At 37.1% G+C, this 17,977-nt stretch carries 18 protein-coding genes and 4 tRNA genes; 21 read left to right on the top strand and 1 reads right to left on the bottom strand.

The genetic code is table 11. From position 1 onward, the window contains the following. Positions 1–38: 38 nt before the first annotated feature. From mnmG to spo0J, 5 genes are all read left to right on the top strand, one after another. On the top strand, positions 39–1,928 hold the full coding sequence (mnmG, locus tag ACLBWW_RS12480) for a tRNA uridine-5-carboxymethylaminomethyl(34) synthesis enzyme MnmG (protein ID WP_000541059.1): 1,890 nt from the start codon (positions 39–41) through the stop codon (positions 1,926–1,928). 21 nt (positions 1,929–1,949) lie between these two features. Continuing rightward, a complete protein-coding gene (gene rsmG / locus ACLBWW_RS12475; RefSeq protein ID WP_001019619.1) occupies positions 1,950–2,669 on the top strand; it encodes a 16S rRNA (guanine(527)-N(7))-methyltransferase RsmG in 720 nt (239 codons plus the stop codon). 105 nt (positions 2,670–2,774) lie between these two features. After that, positions 2,775–3,647, top strand: a complete 873-nt coding sequence (gene noc, locus ACLBWW_RS12470) for a nucleoid occlusion protein (protein ID WP_000799025.1) — start codon at positions 2,775–2,777, stop codon at positions 3,645–3,647. Positions 3,648–3,836: 189 nt separating this feature from the next. Beyond that, positions 3,837–4,598: a sporulation initiation inhibitor protein Soj gene (gene soj, locus ACLBWW_RS12465; RefSeq protein WP_000516117.1), complete on the top strand. Its 762-nt coding sequence runs from the start codon at positions 3,837–3,839 to the stop codon at positions 4,596–4,598. Next, a complete protein-coding gene (spo0J, locus tag ACLBWW_RS12460; RefSeq protein ID WP_001051814.1) occupies positions 4,591–5,442 on the top strand; it encodes a stage 0 sporulation protein Spo0J in 852 nt (283 codons plus the stop codon). The genes soj and spo0J overlap by 8 nt, the downstream gene beginning before the upstream one ends. A gap of 20 nt (positions 5,443–5,462) precedes the next feature. Here the strand turns inward: spo0J and yyaC are convergent, their stop codons facing one another. Then, positions 5,463–6,059: a spore protease YyaC gene (yyaC, locus tag ACLBWW_RS12455; RefSeq protein WP_048542850.1), complete on the bottom strand. Its 597-nt coding sequence runs from the start codon at positions 6,057–6,059 to the stop codon at positions 5,463–5,465. Positions 6,060–6,319: 260 nt separating this feature from the next. On the opposite strand from yyaC, the gene ACLBWW_RS12450 reads away from it, so the two are divergent. From ACLBWW_RS12450 to walR, 16 genes are all read left to right on the top strand, one after another. Beyond that, positions 6,320–7,177: a mechanosensitive ion channel family protein gene (locus ACLBWW_RS12450; RefSeq protein WP_000362298.1), complete on the top strand. Its 858-nt coding sequence runs from the start codon at positions 6,320–6,322 to the stop codon at positions 7,175–7,177. Positions 7,178–7,197: 20 nt separating this feature from the next. Then, a complete protein-coding gene (locus tag ACLBWW_RS12445; protein WP_000436051.1) occupies positions 7,198–7,395 on the top strand; it encodes a DUF951 domain-containing protein in 198 nt (65 codons plus the stop codon). A gap of 115 nt (positions 7,396–7,510) precedes the next feature. Then, positions 7,511–8,611 (top strand): redox-regulated ATPase YchF, encoded by a 1,101-nt coding sequence (gene ychF / locus ACLBWW_RS12440; RefSeq protein ID WP_000524660.1) that lies wholly within the window; start codon positions 7,511–7,513, stop codon positions 8,609–8,611. A 191-nt stretch (positions 8,612–8,802) separates the two neighbouring features. After that, positions 8,803–9,093, top strand: a complete 291-nt coding sequence (gene rpsF / locus ACLBWW_RS12435) for a 30S ribosomal protein S6 (RefSeq protein WP_001233781.1) — start codon at positions 8,803–8,805, stop codon at positions 9,091–9,093. 26 nt (positions 9,094–9,119) lie between these two features. Then, positions 9,120–9,641 carry a single-stranded DNA-binding protein gene (ssb, locus tag ACLBWW_RS12430; RefSeq protein WP_000981963.1) on the top strand — a complete coding sequence of 174 codons (522 nt, stop codon included), beginning with the start codon at positions 9,120–9,122 and terminating at the stop codon, positions 9,639–9,641. Between the two features lie 44 nt (positions 9,642–9,685). After that, a complete protein-coding gene (gene rpsR / locus ACLBWW_RS12425; RefSeq protein WP_000918874.1) occupies positions 9,686–9,919 on the top strand; it encodes a 30S ribosomal protein S18 in 234 nt (77 codons plus the stop codon). An 80-nt stretch (positions 9,920–9,999) separates the two neighbouring features. Further along, entirely contained in the window at positions 10,000–10,935 is a 936-nt protein-coding gene (locus tag ACLBWW_RS12420; protein WP_048542848.1) for a YybS family protein, read from the top strand. A 78-nt stretch (positions 10,936–11,013) separates the two neighbouring features. After that, complete coding sequence (locus ACLBWW_RS12415; RefSeq protein WP_001113891.1) at positions 11,014–12,987, top strand: DHH family phosphoesterase; 1,974 nt, start codon at positions 11,014–11,016, stop codon at positions 12,985–12,987. Continuing rightward, positions 12,984–13,430, top strand: coding sequence for a 50S ribosomal protein L9 (gene rplI, locus ACLBWW_RS12410; RefSeq protein ID WP_000864225.1), 447 nt, complete (start codon positions 12,984–12,986; stop codon positions 13,428–13,430). Before ACLBWW_RS12415 ends, rplI begins: the two co-directional genes overlap by 4 nt. Before the next feature lie 27 nt (positions 13,431–13,457). Beyond that, positions 13,458–14,819, top strand: a complete 1,362-nt coding sequence (gene dnaB / locus ACLBWW_RS12405) for a replicative DNA helicase (protein WP_001286242.1) — start codon at positions 13,458–13,460, stop codon at positions 14,817–14,819. 215 nt (positions 14,820–15,034) lie between these two features. After that, positions 15,035–16,324, top strand: a complete 1,290-nt coding sequence (locus ACLBWW_RS12400; protein ID WP_000100228.1) for an adenylosuccinate synthase — start codon at positions 15,035–15,037, stop codon at positions 16,322–16,324. A 141-nt stretch (positions 16,325–16,465) separates the two neighbouring features. Next, positions 16,466–16,541: transfer RNA gene (locus ACLBWW_RS12395), tRNA-Lys, on the top strand. A gap of 13 nt (positions 16,542–16,554) precedes the next feature. Further along, positions 16,555–16,626 (top strand) — tRNA-Glu (locus ACLBWW_RS12390). Between the two features lie 22 nt (positions 16,627–16,648). Continuing rightward, positions 16,649–16,724: transfer RNA gene (locus ACLBWW_RS12385), tRNA-Asp, on the top strand. Positions 16,725–16,765: 41 nt separating this feature from the next. After that, positions 16,766–16,838: transfer RNA gene (locus ACLBWW_RS12380), tRNA-Phe, on the top strand. A 430-nt stretch (positions 16,839–17,268) separates the two neighbouring features. After that, positions 17,269–17,976, top strand: a complete 708-nt coding sequence (gene walR, locus ACLBWW_RS12375; protein WP_000971866.1) for a cell wall metabolism DNA-binding response regulator WalR — start codon at positions 17,269–17,271, stop codon at positions 17,974–17,976. The last annotated feature ends 1 nt before the right edge of the window (position 17,977 follow it).

The raw sequence follows: 17,977 nt of genomic DNA, 5'->3' as shown, positions 1-17,977 counted from the left end.
TGTTTTAGAAAGATAGAGATTTTTAGGAGGAATAAACAATGGGATACAATGCCGGTTCATACGATGTCATAGTAATCGGTGCAGGTCATGCAGGATGTGAAGCTGGTCTTGCGGCAGCACGAATGGGCTCCAAAACATTAATGTTAACAATTAATTTAGATATGGTGGCGTTTATGCCATGTAACCCTTCTGTTGGTGGACCAGCAAAAGGGATTGTTGTTCGGGAAATTGATGCATTAGGCGGAGAAATGGGACGCAACATTGATAAAACATATATTCAAATGCGTATGTTAAATACAGGTAAAGGACCAGCTGTACGCGCGCTTCGCGCACAAGCAGATAAGTTCTCTTACCAGCATGAATTAAAGAAAACAATTGAAGAAACACCAAATTTAACGTTGTTCCAAGGAATGGTTGAGCGTTTAATCGTTGAAGATGGCGAATGTAAAGGCGTAGTTACGCAAGCTGGTGCTGAATATACAGCCAAAACAGTTGTAATTACGACTGGAACATTTTTACGCGGTGAGATTATTATGGGGGATTTAAAATATTCGAGCGGTCCGAATAATCAACAACCATCTATTACTTTATCCGAACATTTAGAGGAGCTTGGATTTGATCTTGTTAGATTTAAAACAGGTACACCTCCGCGTGTAAATAGTAATACGATTGATTACAGTAAAACAGAAATTCAGCCAGGTGATGATAAACCACGAGCTTTCTCTTTTGAAACGACAAAATTTATTATGGATCAAATTCCATGTTGGTTGACGTATACAAGTACGGAAACACATCGTTTAATAGATGAAAACCTACATCGCTCAGCTATGTATTCTGGTATGATTAAGGGAACAGGACCTAGATATTGTCCTTCAATTGAAGACAAAGTAGTAAGATTTAATGATAAACCACGTCATCAAATTTTCTTAGAGCCAGAAGGACGTAATACACAAGAAGTGTATGTACAAGGTTTATCCACAAGCTTACCAGAAGATGTACAACGTGATATGCTTAGAACAATACCTGGCCTAGAAAACGTTGAAATGATGCGTACAGGTTATGCAATTGAATATGATGCAATTGTGCCAACACAACTATGGCCAACACTTGAAACGAAAAAAATTAAGAATTTATATACAGCAGGACAAATTAACGGAACTTCTGGTTACGAAGAGGCGGCAGGACAAGGGCTTATGGCTGGGATTAATGCAGCATGTCGTTCTTTAGGTAAAAAAGAAGTTATTTTAGGTCGCGCGGATGCTTATATTGGTGTCTTAATTGATGACCTTGTAACGAAAGGTACAAATGAACCATATCGCTTATTAACATCTCGTGCAGAATATCGCCTATTATTACGCCACGATAATGCTGATCTTCGTTTAACTGAAGTTGGTCGTGAAATTGGATTAATTAAAGAAGAGCGCTATGAGCGATTTACAAATAAAAAATTAAAAATTGAACAGGAAAAGGAACGTTTAAGCAGCATTATTATTAAACCACGTCCTGAAGTTCAAGAATTAATTCGTAGTATTGGCGGAAGTGAATTGAAAGATGGAATACGTGCAAGTGACTTATTACGTCGTCCAGAGATGACATATGAGCATATTCATCTTTTAGTACCAAGTGAAGTAGAATTAAGTGATGAAATTACAGAACAAGTTGAAATTCAGATTAAGTACGAAGGATATATCGAAAAATCCTTACAGCAAGTAGAGCGTATGAAGAAAATGGAAAACAAAAAAATCCCTGTGGATATTGATTATGATGCGATTTCTAGCCTTGCCTCAGAAGCGAGACAGAAATTGAAAGATGTTCGTCCACTTTCAATGGGGCAGGCTTCACGTATTTCTGGCGTGAATCCAGCGGATGTTTCTATTTTACTTGTGTATATTGAACAAGGAAAAATTGCGCGAGTATCGAACCAATAAATAGTAAGGAGATATTGTTAGATGAACATAGAACAATTTCAATCTATGCTAGAAGAGAAGGGGATCACCCTCTCTTCTAGACAGTTAGAGCAGTTCGAAATCTACTTTGAAACATTAGTAGAGTGGAATGAAAAAATGAACTTAACGGCTATTACGGAGAAAGAGGAAGTATATTTAAAACACTTTTTTGATTCCATTACAGCTGCTTTTTATTATGATTTTTCAGAACCATTCTCAATTTGTGATGTTGGCGCAGGAGCTGGATTCCCAAGTATTCCTTTGAAAATCTGTTTCCCGCACTTAAAAGTAACAATTGTAGACTCATTGCAAAAACGTATTAACTTCTTAAATCATTTAGCACAAAAGTTGGAATTAGGTGACGTTGCGTTTTGTCACGATCGTGCGGAAACATTTGGGAAAAAAGAAGGTGTACGTGAATCGTACGATATTGTAATGGCACGTGCAGTCGCGCGTCTTTCGGTATTGAGTGAGCTATGTTTACCACTTGTAAAAGTTGGGGGAACATTCATTGCAATGAAAGGTGCCGCAGCAAACGAAGAAATTGAAAATGGCAAGTATGCTTTAGAGGTGCTAGGCGGGAATTTAAAAGAAATGTCTACGTTCCAATTACCGTTTGAAGAAAGTGAACGTAATATTTTATTAATCGAGAAAAAGCGCAAGACACCAAAGAAATATCCACGCAAACCGGGAACACCCAATAAATTACCTATTGAAAAATAAATCTTATTAGACGTAAGATTAAATTATATAAATGAAAACGTAAATGTTTCATAGGAAACATTTTATGGAGAATAGTCAATAGGCCTAAAAGGTGGTGGAATATGTATGAAAAATACGTTTTCTCGTTTATTTGGCTTTGGAGATAAAGAGAGCGAATTCGAATTACAAGACGAAAGCCATGAAGAAATAGATAAAAAGGTATATGAAGAAATACAAGAAATTCCGATAGTAAATATTACCCCTAACCGTTATCAACCACGAACAGTTTTTGATGATGCACGAATTGAAGAGCTAGCACTAACGATTCGTACACATGGGCTGATTCAGCCGATTGTTGTGAGGCAATATGAGGATGACAAGTACGAGATTATCGCTGGAGAAAGGCGTTTCCGTGCGGCAACAAAGTTAGGGTGGGAAAAGGTTCCTGCAATTATAAAGAACTTAAATGATACAGAGACAGCTTCTGTAGCTTTAATTGAAAACTTGCAACGAGAGGAACTAACAGCAATCGAGGAAGCTGTGGCATATCAAAAGCTAATTGAGTTACATAATTTAACACAAGAAGCATTGGCACAACGACTTGGAAAAGGACAATCCACAATCGCAAATAAGTTGCGATTGTTAAAGTTGCCTGAAGAAATAAAACGTGCGTTATTAGAAAAAAGTATTACAGAACGCCATGCCCGCGCTCTCATTCCTTTAAAGAATGAGGAATTACAACTGAAGGTTTTACAGGAAATTGTGGAGAAACAACTGAATGTAAAGCAAACAGAGGAACGAATTGCGAAATTACTAGAGGAAGCCAAACCGAAGCGTAAGGCAAAGCAAAAAGCAGTAAGTCGAGATACGAGAATTGCCATGAATACAATTAGGCAGTCATTACAAATGGTTGCTGACAGTGGTTTAAATGTTAATTCTGCGGAAGAAGAATTTGATGAGTACTATCAAATTACAATTAAAATTCCGAAGAAAAAATAATAATGGCGTGTTAGAGACCTTATCCTACTGGATAGGTCTCTTTTACTATATTTTCTTGTTAGATGAAGAAGGAGTTTAGAAATAAATTTTGAAGTTTAATAAGGACGTAAAAGAAAAACTTTTATTTCATGTTACAATAAACGTAATTGTTACTAGAATAAGATAGAAAGGTTGAAAGTAGGTGACATCATGGGAAAAATCATTGCTATTGCCAATCAAAAAGGTGGCGTTGGAAAAACAACAACATCTGTTAATTTAGGGGCTGGATTGGCACAAGTAGGTAAAAAAGTCCTTCTTGTAGATATTGACGCTCAAGGAAATGCAACGACTGGTGTGGGAATTGAAAAATCCGAATTAGATCAATGTATTTACAATGTTCTTGTGGAAGATGCAGATGTTCAAGGGGTTATACGTAAAACCGCAACTGAAAACTTAGATGTTCTACCCGCTACAATTCAATTGGCAGGTGCTGAAATTGAATTGGTACCGACTATTTCCCGGGAAGTACGTTTACAAAGGGCATTACAGCCAGTTCGTGATGAATATGACTATATTATTATCGACTGTCCCCCGTCCTTAGGGTTATTAACGATTAATGCATTAACCGCAGCAGATTCTGTTATTATTCCTGTTCAATGCGAATATTACGCACTAGAAGGATTAAGTCAGCTATTAAATACAGTTCGACTTGTGCAAAAGCACTTAAATAAAAATCTAGCAATTCAAGGTGTATTGTTAACGATGTTGGATGCCCGTACGAATTTAGGGATTCAGGTTATAGATGAAGTGAAAAAATACTTTAGGGATAAAGTATACCGTTCGATTATTCCTCGTAATGTTCGTTTAAGTGAAGCACCAAGTCATGGGAAACCAATTATGCAGTATGACGCTAAATCAAGAGGGGCAGAAGTATATATAGATTTAGCAGAGGAAGTGATTGCAGGTGGCTAAAGGATTAGGAAGAGGAATTAATGTGTTTTTTCCTGATTTAGATGTGAAAGAAGAAGAGGCAATTCAGGAGATTGTGATAACTGAATTAAGACCGAATCCATATCAACCACGTAAACACTTTAATAAAGAGGCAATTCAAGAATTATCGGCCTCTATTAAAGAGCATGGCATATTGCAACCGTTAATTGCTAGGAAGAGTATTAAAGGATATGAAATTGTTGCAGGTGAAAGAAGATATCGTGCTGCCAAAGAGGCAGGGCTCGAAAAGGTACCTGCTGTTGTAAGACAATTAAATGAGCAGCAAATGATGGAGTTTGCATTGCTTGAAAACTTACAACGAGAAGATTTAAACCCAATGGAAGAAGCAATGGCATATCAAATGTTAATGAATGAGCTAAATGTAACGCAAGAACAATTAGCAAAACGTCTTGGTAAGAGCAGACCTTACATTGCAAATTATACGCGGTTATTAAGCCTCCCTTCTTTTGTGCAAGATATGATTGCAAATGGTCAACTTTCAATGGCCCATGGGAGAACTTTGCTTACTATAAAAGATGAAGAACAATTGAAATCTTTATTAAAACGAATCGAAAAAGAAGGATTAAACGTTCGTCAATTAGAGAAAATTGTTCAGGAGATTAATCAACGCGTTTCACGTGAAACAAAACAAGTGAAAAAAGAGAGAAACATATTTTTCGTAGAACGCGAAACGTTCTTAAGAGAAAAGTTTGGCACAGATGTAAAAATTAAAGAAACGAAAAAAGAAAAAGGTAAAATCGAAATTGAATTTTTTAATAAAGAAGATTTAAATCGTATTTTAGAATTATTAGCGCAGAAAAACTAAAAAGCAAACCATCTTATTATTTATAGATGGTTTGCTTTTTTTAATACAGATAATTTTTGGTCTGTTTCTTTTATACTTTGTGCAATTACATCAGCCATTTTCATGACTAAACTTAATCTTGTATTTTGCAGGACGAAAAACTCCATAAAACCATTTAGATTTACGATGCCATGAATATGTAAATCACCAACTGCAGGTAATTTTTTGTTCATCGCAGCTCCAGGTTTACTAGGCCCCATTCCGGTAGTGATGGAACCGATGTTTTGAGACTTTCCTAAACAGGCATCAACCGCAATTATAAATGAAGTAGGATTATCTTTCTGTATATTCTGAATTTTTTCTTCTAAATTTAGCGCATGCACTGGCTCATCTAGTGTGCCGAACACTTGGAAGTTTTTAATTCCTGCTTGTTCTAGTTTCGTACCGACTAACGGACCGAGTGCATCGCCTGTAGAACGATCTGTTCCGATACAAACGAGAATAATCGGTATATTCGTTTTAATAGGGATATGGGAAAGTAAGAAGTTACTAATTATCTCGGAGGCTTCTACGTCTTGGTGCATAACATTTTGAGTTTCTTTTTCGAAAAAGGGTAAGCGAAAACTTCCAATATTCATGAAGCATCCATCCTTTTAATAAATTTTCAAAATATGTTATATGGTGAGTGAAATGGAAAACTATAAGTGCGTACTTCCTGTAAAACTTGAGTGAAAACGGAAATAATAGTACTAGTATATATATATTCGTTCCATTTTATACCTGCATAGAAGTTAACAAATGCAATTAAAGTCATAAAAATTTTTCAGAAATCAGGGTGACTTCTGATACAATAAGAAGGATGATTAAAAAGAAATTTTAGCTGGAGAGGTAGAGGTACATGGATTTAGCGTTGAAATGGTTTGAGTCCATTGATTGGACGAATATAGGTGTGAAATCACTAAAAATAGTCGTTATTTTAATACTTGGTGCAATTATTGTGCGAGTTGCGCGTGCAATTGTACGAAATGCGTTTCGTATGGGAAGCCGTTCGCCAATTCAAATTTCAGAACGTCGTACAGTTACAGTAGCGAAGTTACTTGAAAATATTGTGGCATACGTTGTTATGTTCATTATGTTAATTGCGATTTTGGGTGTGTTTAATATTAATGCATCTGGTTTATTAGCGGGTGCCGGGGTAATTGGTTTAGCAGTCGGATTTGGTGCTCAAAGTTTAGTAAAAGATGTTATTACGGGGTTATTTATTTTGCTAGAAGATCAATTTTCAGTAGGTGACTATGTAAAAATTGGTCAGTTTGAAGGTGTCGTTCTAGAAATTGGACTTCGTACAACAAAAGTAAAGAGTTGGACAGGCGAAATTCATACTTTACCAAATGGAAGTATTATTCAAGTTACGAACTATTCAGTTAGTAATAGTGTAGCATTTGTTGATGTATCCATTTCGTATGAGGCTGACATAGCGAAAGCGGAGCAAGTCATTGAAGAGTTATTGGAAGAATTACCTGCACAGTATACGCAAATGGTAGCAAAGCCTCAGTTATTAGGTGTGCAAACATTGGCTGCGTCAGAAGTTATATTACGTGTTATTGCGGAAGTAGAGCCGATGCAACATGCGGTTGTTGCGAGAGCACTTCGTAAAGAAATTAAAAATCGTCTAGATTTACATGGGATTGAAATTCCATATCCACGTATGGTTTTATATAATCGTGAAGAATTGGTGAGTGGAAAAGCAATTTAGTATGGAGAGGGGTTTGGAGAATGGAGCAAAAGCAGTATAACTTGTACGATGTTGTGGAAATGAAGAAAGCCCACCCATGTGGTGAGAATCGCTGGAAAATTATTCGTATGGGAATGGATATCCGCATTAAGTGCGAGGGATGTGACCATTCAGTAATGATTCCTCGAAGAGAATTTGATCGTAAGGTGAAAAAAATACTTGTGAAGCACGAAGAATAGAGAGAAAGTAACAGTTGCAATGGGTAGCTGTTACTTTTTTTCGTTTGGAGGAAACTTGTCATTTTTTTCGATACTATCTATAATGATGAAAGATTGAGACATAGGAGTGAAAAATATGGGATTAACGGCTGGGATTGTTGGATTACCTAACGTAGGGAAGTCAACTTTATTTAATGCAATTACACAAGCAGGAGCAGAATCTGCAAACTATCCATTCTGTACAATTGATCCAAACGTAGGGATTGTAGAAGTACCAGATGAGCGTTTAAATAAATTAACGGAATTAGTAGAACCGAAAAAAACTGTTCCGACTGTATTTGAGTTTACTGATATTGCAGGTATCGTAAAAGGTGCTAGTAAAGGTGAAGGTTTAGGAAATAAATTCTTATCTCACATTCGCCAAGTAGATGCAATTTGCCAAGTTGTTCGTTGTTTTGAAGACGAAAATATTACACACGTTTCAGGGAAAGTAGATCCAATCGATGATATTGAAACAATCAACTTAGAGCTAATCTTAGCGGATTTAGAATCTGTTGATAAACGTATCGAGCGTGTTGCGAAGTTAGCAAGACAAAAAGATAAAGAAGCAGTATATGAGCATGAAATTTTAGTTCGTTTAAAAGAAGCTTTTGAAGAGGGAAAACCAGCTCGTACTGTTGAATTTACAGAAGAACAAATGAAGATTGTTAAAGGCCTTCATTTACTTACAACGAAAGAAATGCTATACGTAGCAAACGTAAGTGAAGATGATATTATGGATCCTTCTGAAAATAAATATGTACAAATGGTAAAAGAATTTGCTGCAAATGAAAATGCTCAAGTAATCGTTGTATGTGCAAAAATCGAAGAAGAAATCGCTGAGCTAGACGAGGAAGAGAAAAAAGTATTCCTTGAAGAACTAGGCATTGAAGAATCTGGTTTAGATCAATTAATTCGTGCTGCATATGATTTATTAGGACTTGCTACTTACTTCACAGCTGGTGTGCAAGAAGTACGTGCATGGACGTTTAAACAAGGTATGAAAGCACCACAATGTGCTGGCGTAATTCATACAGACTTTGAGCGTGGATTTATTCGTGCGGAAACAGTTTCTTACGAAGACTTAATGACAAACGGTTCTATGACAGCTGCAAAAGAAGCTGGTAAAGTTCGTTTAGAAGGAAAAGAGTATATCGTAAAAGATGGAGACGTTATGCACTTCCGTTTCAACGTTTAATTTAATATTTCCTAGGAAAAATAAAGATATGAGCTTGGCAAATATATTATGTGTTTGCCAAGTTTTTTATGCATGGGTGAGTTGATTCATCTAACTTACTATGATATAATCTAAACTCGTGAGTAATTACTATAAATTAATTGCTCCTTGCCCATTATGGGCCGTTTAGACCAAAAGGAGGTGAAAGTGTAATGAGAAAGTACGAAATTATGTACATCATTCGTCCTGGCGTTGAAGAAGAAGCTCAAAAAGCTTTAGTTGAACGTTTCGCAGGTGTTTTAACAAACAATGGTGCAGAAATCATTAACACGAAAGAGTGGGGTAAGCGTCGTTTAGCTTACGAAATCAACGACTTACGTGAAGGTTTCTACATGATCTTAAACGTGAACTCTAACGCAGAAGCGATTAACGAATTCGACCGTTTAGCTAAGATCAACGAAGACATCCTTCGTCATATCGTTGTTAAAGAAGAAGAAAAATAATTGATATATAAGGGAGAGTGGTTCGATTGATGAATCGTGTTATCCTCGTTGGTCGTTTAACTAAGGACCCTGACTTACGTTACACGCCCAATGGTGTTGCGGTAGCTACTTTTACGTTAGCTGTGAATCGCGCATTTGCGAATCAACAAGGTGAGCGTGAAGCTGACTTTATTAATTGTGTAATATGGCGTAAACAAGCAGAAAACGTAGCAAATTATTTGAAAAAAGGTAGCTTAGCAGGCGTAGATGGACGTCTTCAAACTCGTAATTACGATGGACAAGATGGTAAACGTGTATATGTAACAGAAGTTCTTGCGGAAAGCGTACAATTTTTAGAGCCGCGTAATGGCGGTGGGGAGCAACGTGGTTCATTTAATCAGCAACCATCAGGAGCTGGTTTCGGTAACCAAAGCTCTAACCCATTTGGTCAATCTAGTAATTCAGGTAACCAAGGTAACCAAGGTAACTCTGGATTTACGAAGAATGACGATCCATTTTCAAATGTAGGTCAACCGATCGACATTTCCGACGACGATTTACCGTTCTAATACAGTAAATTAGTTAGTTTTAACAAAGAATGGAGGGAATAGACATGGCAGGACGCAAAGGTGGACGTGCGAAACGTCGTAAGGTGTGTTTCTTCACATCTAACGGCATCACTCGCATTGACTATAAAGATGTTGATTTATTAAAACGTTTCGTTTCTGAGCGTGGTAAAATTTTACCTCGTCGTGTAACAGGAACAAGCGCAAAATACCAACGCAAACTTACAGTTGCAATTAAACGTGCTCGTCAAATGGCACTTTTACCATATGTTGGTGAATAATAGCGTATGAAATGCACAGTAGAGTCGGACTCTACTGTGCATTTTGCTATGCTTTTCTTTTTTGAAAGAGAGGTTAGATGATGAAGAATACGAAATTTATTACTGAGGGTGCAGCGTTGCTGGCGATATATGCAATGTTATTGCTTATATCTATGTATGTTCCAATTTTAGGTACAGTTGTAACGTTTGCGTTGCCATTGCCGTTTATATTGCTAACGATAAGATATAAATTATCTAACACCTTTGTAATTTTTACGGCGGCACTTTTTATTACTGTTATTGTCAGTCAACCGATGAACCTAGTAAAGACAACTATGTTTGGATTGATAGGTATCGTTTTAGGATATATGTATAAAAAACAAAAAAAACCGGTAGAAATTTTGATGGCGGGGACGCTTGCGTACTTAATTGGTATTATGCTCATTTATGTTGCAAGTATAAAGTTTTTTAACATAGATTTAATGAAGCAAATGCAAAATATGCTTAATGAAAGTATGGCGCAAAGTGAAAAGATAGTCACTGCTGCTGGTATGCCTATTAGTAAGGAGCAAAAAGAATTATTTGCACAATTTAATGATGTGTTACAAACGTTATTCCCAAGTTTGCTTGTAATGGTCTCGGTATGTTTTTCTTGGATTACAATTATGATATCAGGTAGTGTTTTGAGAAAACTAAAGCATGACGTTATAACTTGGCCTAAATTTAAAGATATACAATTACCAAAGAGTATTGTTTGGTATTACGTTATATTTATTTTGCTATCAACTTTTATAAAGGTAGAACCGACATCATATTTACATATGGTATTTTCTAACCTATATGTCATATTTGCCTTACTACTAGTACTACAAGGTCTGACATTTATCGCTTTTCTAGCGCATAGCAAAGGTTTTACGAAAGGGGTTCCTATTATTAGTTTTATTGTCTGCATGTTTATACCGATGTTGTTTCCTCTTGTGACAATCTTAGGTATAATTGATTTAGGGATTTCATTGCGTTCTAAAATAGGAGGATAAAGTAATATTCCTTATACTATTTTAATCTGTGTAACTAACTGAAAGGTGAGTTAGTTTTACTTTATAGGAGTTGTATACATGCCTGAATTTTATAAGAAACAGTGGTTTTTATATCCTGTTTATGTATTGGCATTTTTCGTGTTTGTGCTCATTGCCATCCTCTGTTATTTTCATTTAATTATGGGGATATCCACCTTTTTTATTTTTTGCATTGTACTTTTTGTTGTTATACGCTTTGAACTGACCTTTCAAAGGAATTTCGAGAAGTATACGACAGATATGATTACAAGAGTAAAGAAAGTGAGTAATGAAGCATTTAACCAAATGCCGATTGGTATTTTGTTATACAATAAGGATTATGGGATTGATTGGGCGAATCCTTATTTATCTTCATGTCTAGGACAGCATGCGTTAGCTGGATGGCACCTTTATGATGTATCAGAAACGTTGCTTCTTTTTATTAAGGGAGAAACATCCGACGATATAGTCTCTTTAAATAACCGAAAGTTTCGCGTTTTTGTAAGGAAAGAAGAAAAGTTAATTTATTTCTTTGATGTAACGGAACAAACAGAGATTGAAAAGATGTACGAGGATCAACGCACTGTTTTGGCTGTCATTTATTTAGATAATTATGATGAAGTTACACAGGGGTTAGATGATCAATTACGTACGAATATCACAAGTCTTGTAACATCACGACTAAATGAATGGGCCGTTAAGTATGGGGCATATTTAAAACGTGCATCTTCAGAAAGATTCTTCGTTGTACTAAATGAGAGTATTTTAGCACAGATGGAGAAAGGGAAATTTAGCATTTTAGATCAGGTGCGTGAAGAAACATCCAAAAGGAATATACCACTCACCTTAAGTGTAGGTGTTGGATCAGGTGATTTACCTTTATCAGAGCTTGGGGCAATGGCTCAGTCCGGTTTAGACCTTGCGCTTGGCCGTGGTGGAGATCAAGTAGCTATTAAACAAGCGACAGGTAAAGTTAAGTTTTATGGTGGTAAGACGAATCCAGTTGAAAAACGTACTCGTGTACGTGCCAGAGTTATTTCGCATGCATTAAAGGATTTAGTATTAGAAAGTAGTAATGTCATTATAATGGGGCATAGGGCTCCTGATATGGACGCAATTGGTGCTGCGATTGGTATTTTAAAGGTAGCGCAATTAAATGAGCGCAAAGGATATATTGTGTTAGATGAAAATGATTCTGATAAGGGAATTAAGCGTTTAATGGATAAAGTGAAACAAAACGAAGAGTTATGGTCTCACTTTATTACCCCAGGACAAGCGATGGAATTTGCAAATGATGATTCATTACTTGTTGTTGTTGATACGCATAAACCTTCAATGGTGATGGAAGAAAAGCTGTTACATAAAATTGAAAATGTAGTTGTTATTGACCATCATCGCCGGGGAGAAGATTTTATTGAAGATCCATTGCTTGTTTACATGGAGCCATACGCTTCTTCCACGGCAGAACTTGTTACAGAATTACTTGAGTACCAACCGAAAAATTTAAAAATGACAATGTTAGAAGCAACGGCACTGTTAGCAGGTATTATTGTTGATACGAAAAGCTTTACATTCCGGACAGGTGCTCGTACGTTTGATGCCGCTTCTTATTTACGCTCACATGGTGCAGATACTGTACTTGTACAAGAGCTTTTAAAAGAAGATATGGATCAGTATTTACGGGTTGCAAAAGCTATTAAAAATGCGTACATTTATACAAATGGAATTGCGATTGCAAAAGTTGATAGTGATGATTACTACGATCAAGTGCTTATTGCGCAATCAGCCGACACATTATTAACAATGACAGGAATTATTGCGTCATTTGTTATTGCAAAACGTGGCGAGAATTTCATTGGAATTAGCGGCAGGTCTTTAGGTGAAGTGAACGTGCAGCTAATTATGGAAAATTTAGGCGGTGGTGGGCATTTAACGAATGCAGCCACACAAATGAAAAATGTTACAGTAGATGAAGCTGAGGAGAAGCTTCGATTTGTTATTGATGACTATTTACAGGGAGGCACACAATCATGAAAGTAATTTTTCTAAAAGACGTAAAAGGTAAAGGGAAAAAAGGAGAAATAAAAAACGTACCAGATGGCTATGCAAATAACTTCTTATTAAAACAAGGATTAGCTGCTGAAGCGACAAATAGCAGTATGAAAACTTTAGAAGCTCAAAAGCGAAAAGAAGAAAAAGATGCAGCAGCAGAGGTTGAAAATGCAAAAGAGTTGAAAGAAACGTTAGAGAAACTAACTGTAGAAGTAAAGGCGAAATCTGGAGAAGGTGGCCGTCTATTCGGTTCAATCACAAGTAAACAAATCGTAGATGCGATGCAAAAATCACATAAAATTAAACTTGATAAACGTAAATTTGAAATGGATGATGCAATTCGTGCATTAGGCTATACAAACGTTACTGTGAAGTTGCATCCGCAAGTAACAGCAACAGTAAAAGTTCATGTTAGTGAACAATAAAAATAAGTTAAGCAAGGAGGATTGCGTATGAGTGATGTAATGGCTGATCGTACCCCTCCGCATAATATAGAGGCTGAGCAGGCGGTTTTAGGGGCCATATTAATTGATCAAGATGCGTTAACGTCAGCATCGGAATTATTGGTACCTGACTCATTTTATCGAACGAAACATCAAAAGATTTTTGAAGTCATGCTTGGGTTATCTGATAAAGGAGAGCCGATTGACTTAGTAATAATGACGTCAGCAATGGCTGATCAAGGATTATTAGAAGAAGTTGGTGGGGTTTCTTACTTAGCAGAATTAGCAGAAGTTGTTCCAACCGCTGCTAACGTAGAATATTATGCACGAATCATCGCTGAAAAGGCGCTATTACGTCGTTTGATTCGAACAGCGACTCATATCGTGTCTGATGGGTATGAGAGAGAAGATGACGTGGATGGTCTTTTAAATGAGGCTGAGAAAAAAATATTAGAAGTATCTCACCAAACGAATGCAAAAGCATTCCAAAACATTAAAGATGTTCTTGTAGATGCTTACGATAAAATTGAACTTTTGCATAATCAAAAAGGTGAAGTTACTGGGATACCAACTGGATTTACAGAATTAGATAAGATGACCGCAGGTTTCCAGCGAAATGATTTAATCATAGTAGCGGCACGTCCATCAGTAGGGAAAACCGCATTTTCATTAAATATCGCACAAAACGTAGCGACGAAAACTGATGAAAATGTAGCGATTTTTAGTTTAGAGATGGGCTCTGATCAGCTTGTTATGCGTATGCTTTGTGCAGAAGGAAATATTGATGCGCAAAGACTGCGTACCGGTTCATTAACTTCTGATGATTGGGCAAAATTAACAATGGCGATGGGGAGTCTTTCTAATGCTGGTATCTATATTGATGATACACCAGGGATTAAAGTAAATGAGATTCGAGCGAAATGCCGTAGATTAAAGCAAGAACAAGGTCTAGGTATGGTTTTAATTGACTATTTACAGCTTATTCAAGGAAGCGGGAAATCAGGAGAAAACCGTCAGCAGGAAGTATCTGAGATTTCTCGTACATTAAAAGGGATTGCGCGTGAATTGCAAGTGCCTGTTATTGCCTTGTCGCAGTTATCTCGTGGTGTAGAATCTCGTCAAGATAAACGTCCGATGATGTCTGATATTCGTGAATCGGGAAGTATCGAGCAGGATGCTGATATAGTAGCCTTCTTATATCGTGAAGATTACTATGACCGAGAAACGGAAAATAAAAATACGATTGAAATTATTATTGCAAAGCAGCGTAACGGTCCCGTAGGCTCAGTAGAGCTCGCATTCGTTAAAGAGTTCAATAAGTTCGTTAACTTAGAACGTCGCTTTGAGGATGGACATGCGCCCCCTGCATAAAGATAGTATAAAAAAGAAATGCATTTCTTATAATAAGATGTGTTTCTTTTTTTTTATAGGAAAGATAAGGCTTTCATAGTGTGAAAATATAATTCTTACGAACGAAAATGTTTTTTAATAAAAAAATGTTCGCTTTTTGGTTGACTTCTTTTTCGGTTTTGGTACAATTATATTGTTTGAATAGATCGTTTGAAAATCGCGGAGGTGCTTTAATAATGTCTTCAGTAGTAGTTGTAGGAACACAATGGGGCGACGAAGGAAAAGGTAAAATCACTGATTTTCTTTCTGAGCATGCGGAAGTAGTTGCAAGATATCAAGGTGGAAATAACGCGGGACATACAATTGTTTTCGGCGGAGTTAAATATAAATTACACTTAATTCCATCTGGTATTTTCTATAAAGAGAAAATTTGTGTAATCGGAAATGGCTTAGTAGTAGATCCGAAAGCATTACTTGAAGAGTTAAAATACTTACACGATCGTGGTGTAAGTACTGATAATTTACGTGTAAGTAACCGTGCGCACGTTATTTTACCTTATCACTTAAAACAGGATGAATTAGAAGAAGCAAGTAAAGGTGATAACAAAATCGGTACAACGAAAAAAGGTATCGGTCCTGCATATATGGATAAAGCTGCTCGTATTGGTATTCGTATGGCTGATCTTTTAGACCGTGAAGCATTTAAAGAAAAGCTTGAGCGCAATTTAGTAGAAAAAAATCGTTTATTTGAAAAAATGTACGATACAGAAGGTTTCAGTGTAGAAGAAATCTTCGAAGAGTATTTCGAGTACGGACAACAAATCGCGCAATATGTATGTGATACGTCTGTTGTATTAAATGATGCACTAGATAACAATCACCGTGTATTATTTGAAGGTGCACAAGGTGTTATGCTTGATATCGACCACGGTACGTACCCGTTCGTTACATCTTCTAACCCGATTGCTGGTGGTGTAACAGTTGGAACTGGAGTTGGTCCTGCGAAAGTTACTCGCGTTGTAGGTGTGTGTAAAGCATATACAAGCCGCGTAGGTGATGGTCCTTTCCCTACTGAGCTTCATGATGAAATTGGTCATCAAATTCGTGAAGTTGGTCGTGAGTATGGAACGACAACTGGTCGTCCGCGCCGCGTAGGTTGGTTCGATAGCGTTGTTGTAAGACATGCACGTCGTGTTAGTGGTTTAACAGATTTATCATTAAATTCTATCGACGTTCTAACAGGTATTCCGACTCTTAAAATTTGCGTTGCTTACAAATACAATGGCGAAGTGATCGATGAAGTTCCAGCAAACTTAAACATTTTAGCGAAATGTGAGCCTGTATACGAAGAGCTTCCAGGTTGGACAGAAGATATTACTGGTGTAAAATCATTAGACGAGCTTCCTGAAAATGCACGAAAATACGTAGAACGTGTTTCTGAGTTAACAGGAATTCAATTATCTATGTTCTCAGTTGGACCAGATCGTAACCAAACAAATATTGTTCGTAACGTATACGAAGCTTAATTGATATTTTTGAGAAAAAACTCATGTCCGCATGAGTTTTTTCTTATCTTTTATAAAAAAATAAAAAAAGGTATTGCACAAAACAAAGAAAACATGTTATGATACATCTTGTCGTCACGAAAATATGACGTTGGTGAGTATGAGCCATTAGCTCAGTTGGTAGAGCATCTGACTTTTAATCAGAGGGTCGAAGGTTCGAATCCTTCATGGCTCACCATTTTATTTTTCGTGGCCCGTTGGTCAAGTGGTTAAGACACCGCCCTTTCACGGCGGTAACACGGGTTCGAATCCCGTACGGGTCATGTTTTTTTTATGTTCATTTTTGGTCCCGTGGTGTAGTGGTTAACATGCCTGCCTGTCACGCAGGAGATCGCCGGTTCGACCCCGGTCGGGACCGCCACTTTTGTTTATACCACCATTAGTGGTTTTATATATAGTTTTGGCTCGGTAGCTCAGTCGGTAGAGCAGAGGACTGAAAATCCTCGTGTCGGCGGTTCGATTCCGTCCCGAGCCACTCTCAGGATATTAAGTGGGCCCACTTAATATCCTTTTTATTTGTGTAATTTTACAAAAGTGAGTAGTTATTTTAAAATAGAATGAGAAGCCTCTAGCAGTTGAAGCTAGAGGTTTTTCTATAGATCGTATAGGATTCCGTGTAAAAGTGGATCATACATGAGTCTGTGAGAATAGAGGAGAAAGTACTTAAGCAAAAGATGCGGTCATATAGGGACATACTATGTAGACATCAATGTGTTTAGGGATATTGACCATATTTTTACCCGCTATTTGCCGGGCGGTAAGACCCCACCCAAAAATTCAGCGAAGGTAAAGAAGTTAAGTGTGGGATTAACGGCCCGTAAATGCCCGATTGGTTCAACTAATAGTCGGTATGGGATGAAGAACCCCAGCGATTAAAGTTTCACTTTATAAGGAGGAAATAGACGATGATGGGAAAGAAAATTTTAGTAGTTGATGATGAAAAGCCGATTGCGGATATTTTGAAGTTCAACCTAGAAAAAGAAGGTTTTGAAATTGTAATGGCGCATGATGGTGATGAAGCGATTGAAAAAGCGAATGAAGAGCAGCCAGATATGGTTTTATTAGATATTATGCTACCAGGTAAGGATGGCTTAGAGGTTTGCCGTGAAATACGTAAAAGCTCAGAAATGCCGATTATTATGCTTACAGCAAAGGACTCTGAAATTGATAAAGTATTAGGGCTTGAGCTTGGAGCAGATGATTATGTAACGAAGCCATTTAGTACGAGGGAATTACTTGCTCGTGTGAAGGCGAATTTACGTCGCCATCAACAAGGTGGTGCTGCAGAAAAAGAAGAAAATACGGAAATGGTTATTGGACCAATCGTTATCAATTCAAATGCGTATAGTGTAACGAAACGTGAGGAAAATATTGAACTTACACATCGTGAATTTGAGCTACTACATTATTTAGCCAAACATTTAGGACAAGTTATGACTCGTGAGCATTTATTGCAAACAGTTTGGGGTTATGACTATTTTGGAGATGTACGTACAGTGGATGTAACAGTGCGTCGTTTACGTGAAAAAATTGAAGATAATCCAAGTCATCCTACTTTAATTGTAACTAGACGTGGAGTAGGATATTACTTGCGTGACCCAGAGCAGGAATAGT

The sequence above is a fragment of the Bacillus sp. M5A3_1b genome, assembly GCF_053345335.1.
The sequence above is the reverse complement of the archived record's forward strand: the minus strand, read 5'-3'. Positions and strand labels throughout refer to the sequence as shown.